Annotated in this window: 16 protein-coding genes; 7 read left to right on the forward strand and 9 right to left on the reverse strand. The window is 39.8% G+C overall.

The window, feature by feature from the left end:
• Positions 1-48: 48 nt before the first annotated feature.
• The 6 genes from dltD to QNN06_RS12870 all read right to left on the reverse strand — a co-directional run bounded on the left by dltD (position 49) and on the right by QNN06_RS12870 (position 6331).
• Entirely contained in the window at positions 49-1245 is a 1197-nt protein-coding gene (dltD, locus tag QNN06_RS12845) for a D-alanyl-lipoteichoic acid biosynthesis protein DltD (RefSeq protein WP_213115993.1), read from the reverse strand.
• Positions 1242-1478 carry a D-alanine--poly(phosphoribitol) ligase subunit DltC gene (gene dltC / locus QNN06_RS12850; RefSeq protein WP_213115992.1) on the reverse strand — a complete coding sequence of 79 codons (237 nt, stop codon included), beginning with the start codon at positions 1476-1478 and terminating at the stop codon, positions 1242-1244. The genes dltD and dltC overlap by 4 nt, the downstream gene beginning before the upstream one ends.
• Positions 1479-1483: 5 nt before the next feature.
• Positions 1484-2650, reverse strand: a complete 1167-nt coding sequence (dltB, locus tag QNN06_RS12855) for a D-alanyl-lipoteichoic acid biosynthesis protein DltB (protein WP_213115991.1) — start codon at positions 2648-2650, stop codon at positions 1484-1486.
• The gene (gene dltA, locus QNN06_RS12860; RefSeq protein ID WP_217034051.1) at positions 2647-4164 is read right to left on the reverse strand and encodes a D-alanine--poly(phosphoribitol) ligase subunit DltA; all 1518 of its coding nucleotides are present in this window, start codon (positions 4162-4164) and stop codon (positions 2647-2649) included. Before dltA ends, dltB begins: the two co-directional genes overlap by 4 nt.
• A gap of 15 nt (positions 4165-4179) precedes the next feature.
• A complete protein-coding gene (gene dltX, locus QNN06_RS12865) occupies positions 4180-4329 on the reverse strand; it encodes a teichoic acid D-Ala incorporation-associated protein DltX (RefSeq protein ID WP_213115989.1) in 150 nt (49 codons plus the stop codon).
• A 952-nt stretch (positions 4330-5281) separates the two neighbouring features.
• Positions 5282-6331, reverse strand: coding sequence for a M42 family metallopeptidase (locus QNN06_RS12870; protein ID WP_284037682.1), 1050 nt, complete (start codon positions 6329-6331; stop codon positions 5282-5284).
• A 167-nt stretch (positions 6332-6498) separates the two neighbouring features.
• Between QNN06_RS12870 and QNN06_RS12875 the strand changes: the two genes are divergently transcribed.
• Complete coding sequence (locus tag QNN06_RS12875) at positions 6499-7206, forward strand: DUF421 domain-containing protein (RefSeq protein WP_249366411.1); 708 nt, start codon at positions 6499-6501, stop codon at positions 7204-7206.
• A 70-nt stretch (positions 7207-7276) separates the two neighbouring features.
• Here QNN06_RS12875 and corA read toward each other — a convergent pair whose 3' ends face one another.
• Entirely contained in the window at positions 7277-8227 is a 951-nt protein-coding gene (gene corA / locus QNN06_RS12880) for a magnesium/cobalt transporter CorA (protein WP_213115987.1), read from the reverse strand.
• A 169-nt stretch (positions 8228-8396) separates the two neighbouring features.
• Between corA and QNN06_RS12885 the strand changes: the two genes are divergently transcribed.
• From QNN06_RS12885 to QNN06_RS12895, 3 genes are read left to right on the forward strand one after another with little or no spacing between them, the layout of a single operon-like run.
• On the forward strand, positions 8397-9731 hold the full coding sequence (locus QNN06_RS12885) for a spore germination protein (RefSeq protein WP_213115986.1): 1335 nt from the start codon (positions 8397-8399) through the stop codon (positions 9729-9731).
• A 21-nt stretch (positions 9732-9752) separates the two neighbouring features.
• Positions 9753-10829, forward strand: coding sequence for an SLC5/6 family protein (locus QNN06_RS12890; protein ID WP_213115985.1), 1077 nt, complete (start codon positions 9753-9755; stop codon positions 10827-10829).
• On the forward strand, positions 10826-11926 hold the full coding sequence (locus QNN06_RS12895; RefSeq protein ID WP_213115984.1) for a Ger(x)C family spore germination protein: 1101 nt from the start codon (positions 10826-10828) through the stop codon (positions 11924-11926). The genes QNN06_RS12890 and QNN06_RS12895 overlap by 4 nt, the downstream gene beginning before the upstream one ends.
• Positions 11927-11969: 43 nt before the next feature.
• On the opposite strand, the gene QNN06_RS12900 is transcribed toward QNN06_RS12895, so the two are convergent.
• On the reverse strand, positions 11970-13157 hold the full coding sequence (locus tag QNN06_RS12900) for a TIGR04053 family radical SAM/SPASM domain-containing protein (RefSeq protein WP_249366410.1): 1188 nt from the start codon (positions 13155-13157) through the stop codon (positions 11970-11972).
• A gap of 357 nt (positions 13158-13514) precedes the next feature.
• Here QNN06_RS12900 and QNN06_RS12905 point away from each other — a divergent pair, with 357 nt between their 5' ends.
• Together QNN06_RS12905 and QNN06_RS12910 are read left to right on the forward strand one after the other, a co-directional pair.
• Entirely contained in the window at positions 13515-14300 is a 786-nt protein-coding gene (locus QNN06_RS12905; protein ID WP_213115983.1) for a C40 family peptidase, read from the forward strand.
• A gap of 274 nt (positions 14301-14574) precedes the next feature.
• The gene (locus QNN06_RS12910) at positions 14575-14742 is read left to right on the forward strand and encodes a hypothetical protein (RefSeq protein WP_213115982.1); all 168 of its coding nucleotides are present in this window, start codon (positions 14575-14577) and stop codon (positions 14740-14742) included.
• A 35-nt stretch (positions 14743-14777) separates the two neighbouring features.
• Here QNN06_RS12910 and QNN06_RS12915 read toward each other — a convergent pair whose 3' ends face one another.
• Positions 14778-16100 (reverse strand): MFS transporter, encoded by a 1323-nt coding sequence (locus QNN06_RS12915; protein WP_213116884.1) that lies wholly within the window; start codon positions 16098-16100, stop codon positions 14778-14780.
• A gap of 190 nt (positions 16101-16290) precedes the next feature.
• On the opposite strand from QNN06_RS12915, the gene QNN06_RS12920 reads away from it, so the two are divergent.
• Complete coding sequence (locus QNN06_RS12920) at positions 16291-17295, forward strand: XdhC family protein (protein WP_284037683.1); 1005 nt, start codon at positions 16291-16293, stop codon at positions 17293-17295.
• Positions 17296-17306 lie beyond the last annotated feature (11 nt).

Raw genomic sequence — 17306 nt, forward strand, 5'->3', positions numbered from 1 at the left:
TTGTTCAGGTATATTATACAGATTTATCCGCCATTATTCTAGCACTGTCTATTCCAAGGCTACTGAAGTATTTTCATGTCCATCATAGAAATCTTTAATAGCTTTATCAACATAAACCCAGCCTTTCCAGCCAATATGAATAGTATCCTTCATAAAGTAGGGGTCGTATTCATGATTGGAGAAATCGGCAACCCGAAAGTCGTTCGCCTCAATTTGCTTCTTAATACGATCGTAGTAGGCGGTTCGACCTTCTTGAGGGAAATCAGTATAGTCATACCATTTACCATTGACCGGAACAGATATAAATAATGGTTCTGCCCCTGAATCCTTTAAAAGATCAAGAACAAGTTCAAAATCATCGTATTCAGGTGATTTGCCATAAGAAGCACCTGTTTTTGAGTTTTTTAATGAAGGCAATAATTTTCGAATTTTATTATACTGATAGTTACTAATATAGAAGGCATTATTCGTTGCTCTTTTCTCACCATATCGGTCTGCCTGTTCCGCTAATTCAGTCCATGATTTATTTTTAACCGAAGGACTAATGTCCCGTTTGCTTGAAAACCCACCCGCTAACGTATAATAAAGGTCTTTCTTCTCCAATAATTCCCGATATGTGAACGCAATCGGACGCACCAGGTAACTTTCCCGTTTTATCCACGGATCTTTTGTCAATTCCGCCCGGTACATAGTAGAAAGAATCGGATCGTTTTGTACAGGAGAGAACTGTAAAAGACGTTTCATAGCCTTTTTCTTAAGCTCTGGATTGATATTTTTGTTAAAGGCTAAATCATATCCCTGTAAAGAGGAATAGTTTGGAACAAAATGAGTTTCGTCTGTACCTTCAGGCTGAAACCATTGTGGGGACAGAACAAAAACTAACTTCTTGCCTTTTAGCTGATGGGCATGCTCGGAAAAATTTAAAAAATGGATTAATGATTCCATTCCTCCCCGGCCAACAAGAAAAGGGGTAAAATCTGCACCGGTTTCTTGAAAATAATTATTCGGGTGGAAACGGTCAAGCCTTGCAAGCTCAGAAGACCCATAAATAGGTAAATAACGAGGATCTTCAAGCATCTTATCTTGAACATACTTACCTTGAAACATAAATGGGTTTAACTCTGTTGCAGATTGTGCGACCCTGTTTTTGGGAATCATACTGATAATCCAATTATTGGGTATCCCAATGATCATAACCAATCCAAGAAAGGCTATGAGGATGGGAGAAAATAAGGCTTTTTTCATTTTAAATCAGCCAGCTGAATGGCAATTTGATTCGGTGTATTCCATGTTTCACGATCAAATTCTGTAATCGGAACAGTAATACCGAAACGTTCCTCGGCTTGAACAAGCAGTTCGACTGTTCCAAATGAATCTAATAAACCGGCATCAAATAAATCAATATCCGGATTTTCCTTCACAATATCGTCCTGACAAATTTCTGCCAACAAAGAAATCACTTCATTTTTGAATTCCATCTTAATCAAGCTCCTTTATGAAATAATTGTCCAGAGAAAATATAAAAACCAAAGCAAATGAAATGGAAGGTAATCACAATTGAGATGACATTGGTCCATTTATTTTGCGGCCACCATTTATGCTTTTTATTCAACTGCTCAAAAGAATTATAGGCAACCATTAATACAGCGTGGTAAATTCCATAAATGATATATTGCATCTCAAGGCCGTGCCAGACTCCCATTAATAAAAACAGCAGAATGTAACCAAGGTTTGAGAGCAGGTTTCTGTTTTTTGTCCATTTCTTCTTAGTCATCCAAAAGACAAATCTCATATAGACATAGTCCCTAAACCAAAAAGAAAGGCTCATATGCCAGCGGTTCCAGAAATCTTTAATATTCCTGCTGAGAAATGGCTTATTAAAGTTTTCCGGTGATTTAATCCCCATAATATAGCTGACACCAACTGCAAACGCACTATAACCGGCAAAATCAAAAAATAGGTAAAGGCTGTAAGCATACATATAATAAAGATGATTCTCAAGATGACTGTGAGCAATAAATCTCAAATTGGCTATAAAATAGTGATTAATAGAGTATCCGATAATGTATTTATATAGGAAACCACGAAAAATTTTATTGATTCCTTCATAGAGCAACAATTTATATTGTTCACCCTGTATTTCAAGGTCCATATCTTTTTCAAAACGGCGATAGCGGTCAATCGGGCCTGATGAAATGGTCGGGAAAAACAAGATAAAATAGAGCAGACGAGAAAGGGGAGGGTTTTTCTTGATCAGTCCGTCCCTTGTTTCCATCACTAATTGTGTGCCCTTAAAAGTTAGATAAGAAATTCCTAGGAAACCGATGAAATTAACCTCCGAAAAATAGGGCAGCAGCTTGGAAAGAACAAGCGGTAAAATCGATAGAATCACGGCCCCATAAAAGACGCCATTACTATTGCTCTTTTTTCGGTAAGAAATATATGACTGTATTATTACTAACTGCCAAACGGTAAATAGACTTAAGGCCGCAGCCTGCTTAAGGGATGAAGCAAAGATTAAGCCTAGGGCAACAACCGTTATAACCATATTGTAGGTGTGAAATCTTTTTCCCATAAGTCCCATAACAGCAGTTGGCGTTAAAAGTACAGCAAGGATGATAAAGAATGTAAAAGAACCATATGGTGTCATTGCAATACCAATTCCTTAAATTTTTTGCGATCCATTTTTCCGTTAGCTGTCATCGGCAGTTCTTCAAAATAAGAGAACTTTCTCGGAATCATATAGACGGGCAATATCTCACTGAGCTCTTTTTTGATAGCATTGGTCAACTGAAATTCCTTTTCAAACTCATGAGAAGTAGGGATGATGGCTGCCAGTAAATACTCTATTTTGTCATTGTTGTATATAGGCACTACCGCTGCGGATTTAACATATTTGGAATTGGCAATATGATGTTCAATCTCCTCCAATTCCATCCGGTAGCCGTGCAGTTTGATTTGAAAATCCATTCTGCCTTTGTAGAAAATAAAACCTTTTTCGTCGATAAAGGCAGCGTCACCTGTTCGATAGGCCTGTTTATCATCGATTTGAAGAAATGCTTTTTCAGTCAGCTCTTTTTCTCCAAGATAGCCTTTACTTACACTTGGACCGATAATAATCATCTCACCTTTTTCTCCCGGTGAGACAAGGGTGCCGTTTTCATCGACAATGAAAATCTTGGTATCTGCTTTAGGTTTTCCGATTGGCAGATTAGGATTTGCTTCAAGCAATTCTGCAGTTACCTCAACTGAAGTGACCGCAACCGTTGCTTCCGTAGGCCCGTAGGTGTTATAAATCCTAGCTTTAGGGAATCGTTCCATTAACTGCTGACAAATCGTTGACGGCAAGATCTCACCGCAAAATAAGAATATCCGCAGTTCCGGTAAAAGCTCTTGGTTAAAGGATGGATCCATTAAGCACATTTGCACGAAAGATGGAGTTGAGGTCCAGACCTCTGTTTTTGATTTTGCTAATGCTTCGAATAGCAGCTTTGGCTTGGCAATCATCTCTTTTGTAATCGCGAAAATAGTCCCTCCGCTTGCAAGCGCTGGATATAGGTCCATTACGGAAAGATCAAAAGAGTAGGGAGCCTGATTTAAAAACCGCTGATTTCTTGTGATTGGAAAGTCATTCAAAATCCAATCGACAAAGCTTTGCAGGTTATTGGCGGAAATCTGCACACCTTTTGGATTGCCCGTACTGCCCGATGTATAAATAATGTAATAGTTTTCATCACCGTCAACCCAATTTTCAACATGAATAGGGGTAGTTGTTACCTGTTCGGCCATGATTTTTTCAAAATTTACAGTCGTGACAGGAAGATTGTCAAAATCAAGGTCCAACCCAGTTGTATTGATAACCAATTCCGCATGGGAACGGCTGATGATCGTCATGATTCTTTCGATTGGAATGGAGGTATCAACAGGGATATAGGCTAATCCCGCTTTTACGCAGCCCAAAAAAGAACTAATCATGGAAGCATCCATATGGCCGTAAACAATTACAGGAGTTTTTCTTTCATTCATTTCGTTTAGAAGATATGCTCCTACTTGTTCAGATTGTCTCCATAACTCACCATAAGTGATTTCTTCAGTGGGAGAGATATATGCCAATGTATTTGGATTTGAAATTGCAAAGCTCTGAATGGTTGATAACATTTTCATCTTGGATGCCTCCCGTTAAAAATCGTTATAAATATAAGCACCTGCGCTTGCGTCGTTGAAGCCATACATAAAGAATAATAAAAGGAGGATAAGCAAGTAATAAAAAAATCTGCCAAACCATTTTATCTTTTGATTGGCAAAGAAAACTTTTAACCTAGCAATCATTGGTGAATCCTCCAATATTGTTGTTTTGATGTAGTTAAAATGAACCATTTTTTTAATCTACTAACTAATCATAAATAGCTTTTAGTCCTGCCTCAATAAATAAAAACTTAATAAATTATTAAATTTTATTAAGAAACTCAAAAGGAATTGGGGGGGACAGGCTGTTGAAAAGTCTGTTGATTTGCGCTCCAGGCGCTTCGCTTTCCGCGGGCGTGCCGGAGAGCCTCCTCGGCGCTAAAGCGCCTGCGGGGTCTCCCCTGCCCCGTACTCCCGCAGGAGTCTTCGCGCCTTTCGCTCCAATCAACAGGTGTATTTAATAAAGACCTTCAACTCACAATGCATGACCCTAATAAAAGATAAAATCGAAGGAATCTAAGAAGGAAATGTCCTTCAAAGACAAATCGACCTTTGAAAATGGTTAAAATGTCTTTAATAAGGACTAAAGACAAAACAGTCCAAGAAAGAAGTGGAAATGTCATTGGATTGTAAAAAATTGGGTTATTAAAGACGAATCGACCTTTAAAAATGGTTAAAATGTCTTTAATAAGGCTTATTAAAGACAAAACAGTCCAAGAAAGAAGTGGAAATGTCATTGGATTGTAAAAAATTGGGTTATTAATGACAAAACAATCTTTGAAAAGGGGTAAAATGTCTTTAGCAAGGTTGGAAAAAGTGTGTGGCGATAATTTAGATTGATTTGCACCCCTGTTGATTGGAGCGGAGGGCACTCGACTCCTGCGGGATAGAGAGGTCACTGGAGACCCCGCAGGCGCTTTAAGCGCCGAGGAGGCTCCAGGACCTCCCCGCGGAAAGCGAGTGCCCGGAGCGGAAATCAACAGGCCCTATAGCAGAGATAATCAATTAATAAAAATTCTGTTCAAAATAAAAAATTGCCGAGAAAAAAATTCTTTCTCGACAATCTGTCCAAATGGTCTTTTTAATTAAGAATGTTTTATAAAATTAGCTCAGATTGAACGTAATGATACAAGAGCTTGGCTGTATTTTCTAGTGACGATTTGTGGGTCCGTTCAAACGCGTGTGATGAATCAATTCCGGGGCCGATTAATCCATGGACAATATCGTGTCCGGAACGGATGGCAGCGGAGGCATCTGACCCATAGTGCGGATAAATATCAAGCTTATATCCAACATTGTTAGCTTCTGCAAGCTGCACCAAATGTTTTCGTAAGCCGTAATGATATGGGCCGCTGGAATCCTTCACACAGATCGAAACCGTGTATTCATCGGTTGACTGTCCGTCTCCCATTGCTCCCATATCCACCGCTAAATATTCAACCGTTTCAGGCGTAATATTGGAATTGCCGCCATAGCCAATTTCCTCATTATTCGAAATTAGGAAATGCGTTGTGTAAGGTAGAAGGATGTTCTCCGTTTTAATTTGTTTAATTAATTGCAGGAGAACAGCCACGCTCGCTTTATCATCCAAGTGGCGAGACTTGATATATCCGCTCGGTGTCACCTCAACGCGCGGGTCAAAGGAAACAAAATCTCCCACCTCAATTCCAAGTGCGCGGACTTCTTCTGCTGTATGTACTTTCTCATCAATCCGAATCTCCATATTCTCCTGATTCCGTTCCGCTTTTCCGGCATCTTTGTAAACGTGGACGGATGTTTGATGCATCAGGATGGTCCCAGTGAATTTCTTGCCGCTGGATGTTTCAATTTGGCAGTATTCACCTTCGATCGAGTTGTACTTAAATCCGCCAATCAGGTCAATTTTCAGTCTGCCATTAGATTTTATTTCCTTTACCATGGCACCGAGTGTATCCACATGCGCGGTCAGCATCCTGTGCTGGACTTTGTCTTTGCCTTCCAATGTTGCAATAAGGCCGCCTTTACGATTTCTCTTCGTTTCAACCTGCAGTTCAGCAAAGAATTTTTCAACAAAGGTAATCACTTCATTCGTGTTGCCGGATGGGCTTGGAATGGAGACTAACTCTGTTAAAAGCTCCATCGTATCTTCCGTGTTTGGATAAGCCACAATTAAGTTCTCCTCTCTAAAATAGCGATCCTTTTTATTATACATCTAAATTTCCATGTTAATAAAAGTTTGTTTTGATAACAATGGTTCTGGTTTAGATGCAAAAAAAAATCTAATACTAACATCAAGCTAAATAGTATGTTTACTATTGTTAGGAGAGAGATAAATTGGAATTAATCTACCGTACATTTATTGTTTTTCTTGCAGGCTATTTGTATTTGAGGGTGACAGGGAAAAAAGCTGTATCTCAAATGCATACTTTTGATTTACTGTATATCTTTGTCCTAACCAATATTATCAGTACTCCCGTCGAGGTAAATGATTTAGGGAAAGCATTAATTTATGGAGCCATTTTAGTTATTTTATATAAAATTTTAATCCGTTTATCGCTAAATAATAAATTAAGATGGATCATCTATGAAAGTCCTACCGTGTTAATCCGCAATGGTGATATTGATCGGAAAGGGCTGAAGAAGGTGCGGATGCCGATGAATGAATTATTATCGCATTTGAGGGTGCAAGGGTATACAGATACGCAAAATATTGATCTTGCTGTGATGGAGGAAACAGGCAGCATCAGTGTGATACCCAAATCAGATTACCGGCCAATTCAGCCGAATGATTTAAATTTAAAGGTGAAGAAGGAGTATGTCCCAATACCACTGATAATGGACGGGCAAATTATTTATCATAATCTAAAATATCTCCAACTAGAACAAGGCTGGCTGATGAACGAGGTAGAAAAAACGGGTGAAAAAGTGGAGAACATCATATTAGCCACTTATTTAGAAAATGGGAAGTTATTTATTGATAATGATGTAATAAAGGAGCATAAGGGGGATCCTTACTATTACAATCCGGGAGAAGATAATTAAATGATATCATGTGGAGATTAAAAGAGGGGGTCCCAAAAGTATCAAAAAACTTTTAAGGACACCCCTTTATTTACTTAAACCATCCTTTTTTCTTAAACCATAAGAACATCCAAAGCCCGACTAGGAACATCAGAAAAAGGACAGCAAAATAACCATATTTCCAATTAAGCTCTGGCATATAATGAAAGTTCATTCCATAGAGGCCGGCAATAAAAGTCAGCGGCATGAAAATGGTTGTGATGACAGTCAAGACCTTCATAACGTGATTTGTCTGGTGGGAGTTGATGGATATATAGCTGTCCCGGATATCCGTCGTTAATTCCCTGTTTGCTTCAATCATTTCCGTTAGTTTCAACAAATGGTCATGAATATCGGAAAAGTAAACCATTTTCCCTTGCATTTCCGTCATCCGCTGCGAATTTAACATTCGATAGATTAGGTCGCGCATCGGTGTAATCGTATGTCGTAACGATAGTAGCTGATGCCGAGTATCAAACAAATCCTCCAGCAAAACCTCCATCGATCTTCCTGTTGAATTCTCATCAATCTCACTTAAGCGGTCTTCAATCTTATAAACGGGCGGGAAATAATTGTCGACCATTTTATCGATAATATTGTAAAGCACATGGGAGGGGTCCCATTTTTGAATGTGTGGAGATTGAATTAGCCGGTTCCAGACCTCGTTTATTTCCATTGAGGGACTTTGATGAAACGTAACAACATAGTTCTCACTAAGAAAGAAATTCACCTCTTCTTTTGAAATCGTCTCCTGATTTAAGGATTGAGTAACAAAAAAGGTATAGTTTTCGTAATAATCGAGTTTCGGCCTTTGTAAATGATGAATACAATCTTCAATTGCTAGTGGATGGAAGGATAGGGGCTCCCTTAGGAATTCAATTTCCTCTTCAGTCGGCTGATTAAAATCAATCCAGTACCACTTATAATTCCCTTTCACCAAGTGAATGATATCCACGTCTTTAACGATTTCCTTATTGTTTTTAATAGCAACGGTTCTAATCATAATGACTCCTTAAAAAACGCACAAATGTTTAAAAAACTACTACGATCATACCACTAAAGATAACGAAAAACCATAAAGTATCCCACCATAAATACCCTCTCTTTTTAGAATAAAATACCAGTCAATGTGGGACAGTAACGTACAAAGCAGTTGTTAAAGAGGGAGACATATGCCGACTACTAAAGTGGAATCCATCAAAAAAAGCATAATGAACAAAATTCAAAAAGCGGAAGATGTAGTATTTAAAGAAAACTTCACGAAAGAAAAATATCTTGAAACCTATTATATAAAATCAATAAGTGATGAACAGGTTTTAGGCAAATATGTTCTTAAACCTTTTTTTGAAATTCAAGGCGCTGAGTTATTTCTGGATTATCTTCAATCTCATCCCAAAATATCAACGTTCAAAACCGAAGCACAAACGGTCGAAAGCCTGCTTAGGGGAGAGGCAGTCCTTTTTTATCAAGACTATATTTTTTTATTTGACTGCAAGGTTGACCGTAATAATGCCGTTCAAGATACCACGGTAGAAACGACGATTCAAGGACCGCAATCAGGGTTTAGCGAAAGCTTGCCGACAAATCTGGGACTGATCCGGCATCGTTATCCAGAAGCAACACTGAAAGTTGAATCCTCACAAGTGGGAGCCATTTCCAAAACCAAGGTGATGCTTCTTTATGACACTAGATTTGCTGATATGGACACATTAGGACGCATCAAAGAATTTTTGGCGAATGTCAAAATTAATATGTTTCAAACAGGAGAACAGCTGCTTGACAGCATCAAAAAAAGTAATCGTTCCCTGTTTCCGGTCATGCTTGTGACAGAAAGACCGGACCGGGTCGCCATAAACTTGTCAACAGGAAAAATAATTTTATTAATCCACGGTTCGCCATTTGCAGTTGTATTGCCGACTTCAATGAAGGATTTTATGGCTTCAATGGCTGATATTTATCAAACCTATTGGGTTGGGAGATTCCTGCAAACATTGCGTTATATCGGCCTGTTTGTCAGCATAGTTTTACCGGGGCTGTATGTGGCGACAACTAGTTATAACCCGGAGATATATCGGGTGCAATTGGCCTTATCGATTGCTGGGAGTCGAAATCTTGTTCCGTATCCTTCATTTGTCGAAGTATTGCTGATGCTGTTTATGATGGAAATGTTGACAGAGGCCAGCATACGGCTGCCAAAGGCAATTGGGCCGACAGCGACAACCGTAGGCGGTTTAATTTTGGGACAGGCAGCAACAGAGGCAGGGCTAGTGAGTAATATTATGATTATTATTGTATCGACTGTAGCCATTTCCAACTTTGTTGTCCCTATTAACGCCTTCAGTTTTTCAGTAAGAATTGTGAAATATATCGTTTTGGGACTCGCCACTGTGTTCGGGCTGGTCGGTGTGGGTATCGGGTTTTTGTTGTTTATTGCGTACATGGTTAAGCTTGACAGTTTTGGCCAGCCATTTCTTACATTAATTCAAACGAAGCCAAATAAAAAATAACTTAGTATAGGGGGGAGGGGATTGAACCGATATTTTTTCTATTTAATATTAACCAATATGTTAATTAACGTAATCATTTTTGTACCGAAAATCTTAATCGAATACCGGTATGAAGGGGCGGTAATGGGAATGTTGATTGCCATTCCGATTGGTTTTACCCTTGCCTGCCTATATAGTAAGGCAATCACGAAATTCCCAGGGCAAGGCCTCCCTGAAATCGCTGATAAATTTTTTAAGCACAGGTGGTTAACAATTCTCCATTTTGGCAGCATTCAGCTCGCCGTATTTTCTGCTGGGCTCATAACACTGGTTGGTTTTATTGATGTCTTAACCCGTTTTATCAACCCGGAAATGCCAAGATTATTACTGCTGTCGATTTATTTAATCGCTATTATATTTATTATTCAGCTTCCTACCGAAAGGGTTATGTATATTTTAGAAATTGTCCTGTTTATGAATACACCGTTAATCGGTTTCATCGTTTTTAAAGCCTTCACCAGTGATTATATTAGCTGGGATTCAATTCTTGAGGTTGGCACTCATCTGTTCGATCGGCCAAGCCTTAAAGCCATTGCTGCAGCTTCTTACGTTTTTAGCGGTTATGCCAATCTTGTTATTTTTAATCGAGTAATTAAAGAAAAACTTAAAGTTTGGAACTTTGTCATTATCTTCTTTATGGGTATTTTCAATTTGTTTACTACCTTTTTTATTCCAATTGGGTTTCATGGATCCGACGGTGCCCAGGAATATCTATACCCTTGGATTTCGACGTCAGATTCCCTGCGCCTCGTTTACAGTCCGATAGAGCGAGTCATTTTTATATTTTTATTGTTTTATATGAGTATCACACTTATGAGTATCTCGATACATTGGCATAGCGCATTTGAATTATTTAAGGGGACGTTCAGGAAAAAGGAAAACAAAAAGATGAAATGGATTGTCCTTTCAGCCTATTCTGGGTGCGCAGTAATTGCGGTCATGTTCCTTGAAACAATCCTTTTAAATCAGATTACGGTCTATTGGATGATTGCCCGATTAGGAGTTGAAGTAGTCATTGTGATTTCTTTTAGCTTATGGGCAAGGAGGCAGTTAGCATGAAAAGCGCTGTAAATTGGTCTGTTGCAGCTATCATTGTCATCGGTTCTTTACTTTTGACCGGGTGCGGTTTCAAGGATATCGATAAGCGCCTGTTTGTCGTCAGCATTGGGGTCGATCTTGCCAAGAACAGTTCAAAAAAATATGATGTCCACCTAAAACTTGCCGTACCTAGCGGGTCAAAACAACAGCCAAACGAATTCACGATTGTATCGGAACAAGCTGACTCGATGTCGGATGCTGTTCGCATTATTAAAACAAAAGTGGATAAGGAAATCGATTTTAGTCACGCCAAGATGATTTTGATTGGTGAGGAGTTGGCAAAACAAAAGGGTAACGCGGGGATATACTATTGGCTGGCAAGAAGAAGAGATATTCAATTGATTGCCTGGGTGGTTGTTGCTAAACCAACTGCGCTTGATGTGCTAAAGGTCAAACCGAAATCAGAACAAATTCCGTCCAATTCCTTATTTCTTGCCATGGGGAAAGACGGCTCGGAAACACCGTATATTCTGCCCGATTTCCTGTTTGATTTTAAAATGAGGCTGATTGAACGGGGGTTGGACCCGATGCTGCCGATTGTGGAAGCTAAAAAGGAATTATTTGAAATTAAAACCACCAGTCTCTTTAATAAAAATCATATGAAACTCACCCTTAATCCTGAGGAAACAAAAGCCCTTAACTTCCTATTGAATAAGGAGCAAAAATCGGCGATATGGGCAAGAAAGGGCAAAACCAGGTTTTTTATAGATACGCAGAAAATAAGGTCGAAGTATAAAATTTATACGCCAAAAGGGAAACCGCCATATATAAAATTTGATATAAAAATAAAAGGGATAGTGGAGGAGACCAGTAGAAAAATTCCCAATACCAGATTAGCCAAATATGAAAAGGAGGTAGAAAAGGAAACAAACAAATTTGTAAAAAACGTTTTAGTAAAAATCCAGAAGTCGGGCATTGACCCGATTGGCTTTGGACTGCGCTACCGATCCCGCCATTTTAATGAAAATGATTGGGAAGAATGGCAGAAGATTTATCCAAAGATAGTCTTTAAGGTAGATACGAAGGTAAAAATTACGGATACAGGATTAATAGAATGAAGAAAAGGCCTTTCCTTCTAAGGAAGGCCCTTTTAAAATTGCTTCAAACAACTGGTGCAGTTTCCTTATTTCGCATCGCTTGCGGGATATAAACACAGAATGGCTCACTTTCTAAATAATTTCCAGTAACGGCATATGTTCTTGAGCGGGAACCGCCGCAGATTTTATTGTATTCGCATATGCCACATTTTCCTTTATAATTGTCAGGCTGGCGCAGCTCTTTAAATACTTTTGCCTCACGATAAATCTTTGCCAATGGCTCTTCGCGAACATTCCCGCCGACAATCGGCAGCAGTCCGCTTGGCATCACATCGCCAATATGAGAAACGAATGCAAACCCATTACCGTCGTTGACGCCTTTTGGCGCCCGCTTCAGCCCGTCATGCATCGAGGCGAAATCGGTTGTAATCGAATCCTCGTAGCGAATTTCCCCTTTGTCAATCAAATGATCACGTGTTTTCTGCTGGAGGACAACGCGGCGATAATGCTGGGCAGCCGTTGTTTTGATATCATATGGCGCTGTTTTGCTCAATTCATAAAGCCAACGGAAAACCTTCTCATGCTCAACAGGTGAAATGCAGGCATCCAGTTGTCCTCTTCCTGTAGGAACAAGCAGGAAGATATACCACATGACAGCACCAAGTTCTCCGACAAGCTCGGCCATTCGCTCTAGATGGTCGTAATTATATCGTGAGATAACCGTGTTAATTTGCAGCGGCATATGTAATTCATTTAAGTATTTTATTTTCTCAATAGTTAATTCAAAGGAACCAGGAGTGCCCCTAAAATGGTCATGAATTTCCGGGGTCGGCCCATCAAGGCTGAAGCCCCAGCGCGAAAGGCCGACTTCTTTGGCGCGCTTCATTTTCTCGATGGTGACATTTGGTGTTGCACTCGGTGTCATCGAAACGCGCATGCCTTTTTTGATAGCATAGTCAGCCAGCTCAAACAAATCTTCTCTCATCATACAATCCCCACCGGTGAACACAAGCATCGGGTTGTCCATTTCATAGATTTGATCAATGAGATTGATTCCTTCTTCGTGAGTCAGCTCCCGCGGGTCTGGTGTTAGCTGTGCATCTGCCCGGCAATGTACACATTTTAGTTGGCAGGCCCTGGTAACCTCCCAAATGACGATAAATGGGTTTTGATCATAATCGATTGTTTTTCCTCCACCATGTGGGTGACCTTGCTCCATCCCTTGAAGATGTCCCTTACTAAATCCTTGCATTTTCATCACCATGTTTCATAGATATTTTTGTAACCTTGAAAATGTTCTATAGGTTCATTATAAAATTGTTGTCTTCTAGTGCATGGGTGTTTTGTTACAATATTTCTACATTACTAGTAATGTCTTTTAACTATTACAATTTTGTTACATTGATGTCACAAGTAATTATATGAGAATAGAAAAAATGTAATAAAATCAAGGATTGAATGTGATTTAGAGTATTTATTATTTGTTATATTAGGCCTGTTTATTTCCAATTGTGTAGAAGAATTCCATGTAAACCATATCTTTGGCATTTTATCCAACTTAACTATTCGATAACATGTAAATAAAATATCTTGAAGGAGTGCAACAGGAATGAAAAAACAGCTACTGACAGCCGTCTCGGCAGCCGGCATCTTCTTATCCTCTTATGCGGGAGCGGCAAGCGCCCACGAAATGACCTACACGGTTCAATCTGGTGATACTCTTTGGAGAATTTCGCACACCAATAATCTATCAGTTACGGATTTAAAAACATGGAATAACCTCACTAGCGATACCATCTACGCAAATCAAAAACTATCATTAATTGCTCCTCATTCTCATGAATACACAGTTCAAAAAGGAGACACTCTTTACCGTATTGGCGTCAACAACAATGTTTCAGTTGCCCAGCTTAAATCTATCAATAATTTAACTTCTGACACTATTTATGTAGGACAAGTCCTAAAGCTTTGGATTCCGGAATCAGCAGCAGCTCCGACACCTACACCAGCTCCGGCACCAGCACCTGCGCCAACAGTTTCAAAAGCACAATTGGTAGTCGATGAGGCGAAAAAATTGATTGGAGCTCCGTATTTATGGGGTGGAAATTCGCCTGCGGGATTTGATTGCAGTGGGTTTACGAAATACGTGTTTGATAAAGTAGGAATATCCATTCCGCGAACGGCTGCGACACAGTGGTCCGGATTAACTTCTATCACAAGTCCTAAACCCGGCGATTTAGTGTTTTATGAAACATATGCCCCAGGTCCAACACATGTAGGCATTTACATTGGGGACAATAAATTCATTAATGCAGGATCAAAAGGGGTCACCATCAGCGATATGAGCCTTACCTACTGGAAATCTCGCTACCTAGGTGCGCGAACAGCATTTTAATAAAGACAGAAAAGACCTTTTCGCAATCGGTAAAGGTCTTTTCTTTTTCCAAAAAATTAGAAAGTATTAGTTTATGAAACTATATTTTGCCATTATACTATACATAAAAAAATACCCGGCCAAGAAAGGCCGGGCAAAAACAAATATCTATTAAAAGGGGGCGGAGGTTGAATGGTTCAATATCGAACCTGTTACTATCATAATGGTTAAATATGAAAAAACTATGAATGAAAAATTAATAGATTAAGAAACCTTCTCAGGAGGAGAAAATTCGATGAAAGATTATCATTGCTGCGCAACCTGCCTGCATTTTAAAGCTGAGAAAAAAGCGGGAGGAATGCTTTATTATTGCAAACGCTTGGGATATGAGACAAAATCCAGCTATAAATTCAATTGCTGGAGTCCAAGGGATGAAATTAAAAAGCTGATGGAAAAGAAATAAAGGAACAAAGCCCAAAGAAGCCTTGTTCCTTTTCTTCACACTTGTTTAAAATTTCCGAATCGTAATGATTGCCTAGAAAACCATACACTCATTAAAAAGCTGATGGTTCCGAGAATAATCATAATACCGCCAACGATTTTCATTTTTTCAGGTGATGCTTCAGCGCCAAATATCATGCCAAGAATGATGGTGGAAAAAATCGAACCTAGATAACGGCAGGTTTGAAACAATCCGGAAGTAGTCCCGATAATCGCTTTTGGACTTTCCTTTAACATCGCCACTTGAAGCACAACATTGCCAATACCATAGCTTAGCCCCATAATCGATAACAGGATCCCAATCACAATAATGGAGGCGCCAACAAAAAAGAATGTAAAGGCGCAGGCCCCGATAATTGATAACAATGCTCCTGCCATAATCGGCTGATACACACCTGATTTATCTGCCCACTTCCCTGCAAACGTTGAAATGATAATGCTGACTCCCGACATAAACAGCATAATCATGCCGCTTTTCTCTACGCCAAGTCCCATTGCCTCCTGAAAATAGGCAGGCAGACCGAAAAATAAACAATAAAAAAAGATATTTAACAAAATGAACTGTACGTAAACCAAAGTTAGTTGAGGATTGGTTTTAAAAATACGAATATCTATAAATGGTTCTTTAACCTTTAATTCTCTCCAAGCAAATAAAGCAAAAAAGAGTAAGCCGCCAATCCCTGCTGAAAAATGGACACTTTTTTCAAAGGAAAGCAAGAACCACAAAAATAATACCATTCCTGCAGCAAAAAATCCCATTCCCCAAAAATCAAGGTGGGAAAATAACCTTTTAACCGTTTCCTTATCCTTTTTCACATCCTTAGGAAACATGTACCAGCCAAGCATGAAACTAAGGAAAACAAAAGGCAGGTTCACCCAAAAAATTGCCGGCCAACCTCCCCAGACAATTAAAAAGCCGCCGATCGTCGGCCCGAGCGCAACCATTGCCGAGGCGAAAATTGACAAAACAGCGAGGGCAGATGCTTGCCGCTCTTTAATATGCTCCCTGATTAACGCCATCCCTGAAGGATAAATCGCACTGCTGCCAATCGATTGAACTAATCTCATTACCACTAGTAATAGGAAGGTCGTAGAGAAAGGAGCGCCAATGGCGGAAAGGGCAACAAGGACTAATCCAAACAAAAAGGTGTTTTTTCTCCCGAAGATATCTCCAATTTTTCCTGTTACCGGCTGTGCTACAGCACTCGATAAATAGAAGGCGGTAATTAACCAGGAAACGGTTGAAAAGGATAGTTGGAAGTCCTTCTGAATGCTATGTAACGCTAGCGCGATCATCGATGAATTTAGGGGATTCAGCATGGTTCCCGAGGCAACGCCTGTTATAAACAATGCACGTGTTTGTTTCAAGTCGAATCATTCCCATATTTTTGTTTTAGCATTTCCTTAACCCATTGTCTCTAGCCGTTAAATAATGAATTTTCATTCTAGGAATAGCCTACCCGGCCATATAAATAGAGTAGGACTTTACGTGTTGAAGCGGGGGAGAGTCATGGAGGATTTTTTTCAAACGATCAATGCACTTAACCATCCTGGAAAAAAAGCGATGGCAACTATTGTTGATGTAAAGGGATCTGCCTATAAAAGAGAAGGCTCTTCGATGATTTTTATCGACGACGGATCCCAGATCGGGATGGTAAGTGCCGGCTGTGTGGAAGCTGATTTAGCGGAGTGGGCAAAAAAAGTGCTTGAAAGCGAAGAGCCCCAGCTTGTCCGGTACGATTTGACTGCGGAGGATGACATCGGCTGGGGAAAGGGCTGCAACGGAACCATTGATATTTTACTTGAGCCGATTAACAGGAAGTTAGAAGAAGATATGAAATTGGTAAAAAAATTACTCGATAACAATATCAAGGTGGCAGGGTTTAAGAGCTTGGACCCTTTGGGGGAGTATGTTTTTGTACCTGAAAAAGGTGAAGTATTTGGCTGTTGGGGAGGTTCATTTCCAATTATTAATTTTGCCTCCAAGAGTGGGCTGCTGACTGATGGCATCATTTTTCAACACATCTATCAGCCAAAGCCAAGGTTAATCGTTTTTGGAGCGGGGCCGGATGCAAAACCGCTCGTTTCTTTGGCAGCAGAAACCGGTTTTTCAGTTATGGTGTGCGATTGGCGGGAAGCGCTTTGTCAGGAACAAAACTTTCCTGCAGCAAACGAGCTTTTAATAGGGTTCCCCGGGGAGCTTTTACGGAAAATCTCTTTTTCATTCTATGATTTTGTCGTGATTATGACGCATCATTTTCAAAGGGATCAGGAAATTCTCTGGCCGCTGCTAGATGAGAATATTAGATTCTTAGGGGTTCTTGGAACTAGAGAGAGAACTGCAAGACTCCTAAATGGTGAAAAGATTCCGGAATGGGTTCATTCACCGGTCGGATTGTCAATCGGGGCGAAGGGGTCCGCTGAAATTGCCATTAGTATCATTGCGGAAATGATTGAGGCATGGCGAAAACCGGTCAGTGAAAAAGTAGAGCACTTATGGACCATACCTGATTAGCCGGATTTACC

Source organism: Neobacillus sp. 114, from assembly GCF_030127045.1.
GTDB lineage: Bacteria > Bacillota > Bacilli > Bacillales > Cytobacillaceae > Neobacillus > Neobacillus rhizophilus.

What these genes read in the sequence shown, in the direction of transcription:
- QNN06_RS12910 (WP_213115982.1), top strand. Translation starts at nt 14,575, where the DNA reads ATGAAAGATTATCATTGCTGCGCAACCTGCCTGCATTTTAAAGCTGAG.
- QNN06_RS12900 (WP_249366410.1), bottom strand. Translation starts at nt 13,157, where the DNA reads ATGCAAGGATTTAGTAAGGGACATCTTCAAGGGATGGAGCAAGGTCAC.
- QNN06_RS12905 (WP_213115983.1), top strand. Translation starts at nt 13,515, where the DNA reads ATGAAAAAACAGCTACTGACAGCCGTCTCGGCAGCCGGCATCTTCTTA.
- dltC (WP_213115992.1), bottom strand. Translation starts at nt 1,478, where the DNA reads ATGGAATTCAAAAATGAAGTGATTTCTTTGTTGGCAGAAATTTGTCAG.
- dltX (WP_213115989.1), bottom strand. Translation starts at nt 4,329, where the DNA reads ATGATTGCTAGGTTAAAAGTTTTCTTTGCCAATCAAAAGATAAAATGG.
- dltB (WP_213115991.1), bottom strand. Translation starts at nt 2,650, where the DNA reads ATGACACCATATGGTTCTTTTACATTCTTTATCATCCTTGCTGTACTT.
- QNN06_RS12895 (WP_213115984.1), top strand. Translation starts at nt 10,826, where the DNA reads ATGAAAAGCGCTGTAAATTGGTCTGTTGCAGCTATCATTGTCATCGGT.
- QNN06_RS12885 (WP_213115986.1), top strand. Translation starts at nt 8,397, where the DNA reads ATGCCGACTACTAAAGTGGAATCCATCAAAAAAAGCATAATGAACAAA.
- QNN06_RS12915 (WP_213116884.1), bottom strand. Translation starts at nt 16,100, where the DNA reads ATGCTGAATCCCCTAAATTCATCGATGATCGCGCTAGCGTTACATAGC.
- dltD (WP_213115993.1), bottom strand. Translation starts at nt 1,245, where the DNA reads ATGAAAAAAGCCTTATTTTCTCCCATCCTCATAGCCTTTCTTGGATTG.
- QNN06_RS12920 (WP_284037683.1), top strand. Translation starts at nt 16,291, where the DNA reads ATGGAGGATTTTTTTCAAACGATCAATGCACTTAACCATCCTGGAAAA.
- dltA (WP_217034051.1), bottom strand. Translation starts at nt 4,164, where the DNA reads ATGAAAATGTTATCAACCATTCAGAGCTTTGCAATTTCAAATCCAAAT.
- corA (WP_213115987.1), bottom strand. Translation starts at nt 8,227, where the DNA reads ATGATTAGAACCGTTGCTATTAAAAACAATAAGGAAATCGTTAAAGAC.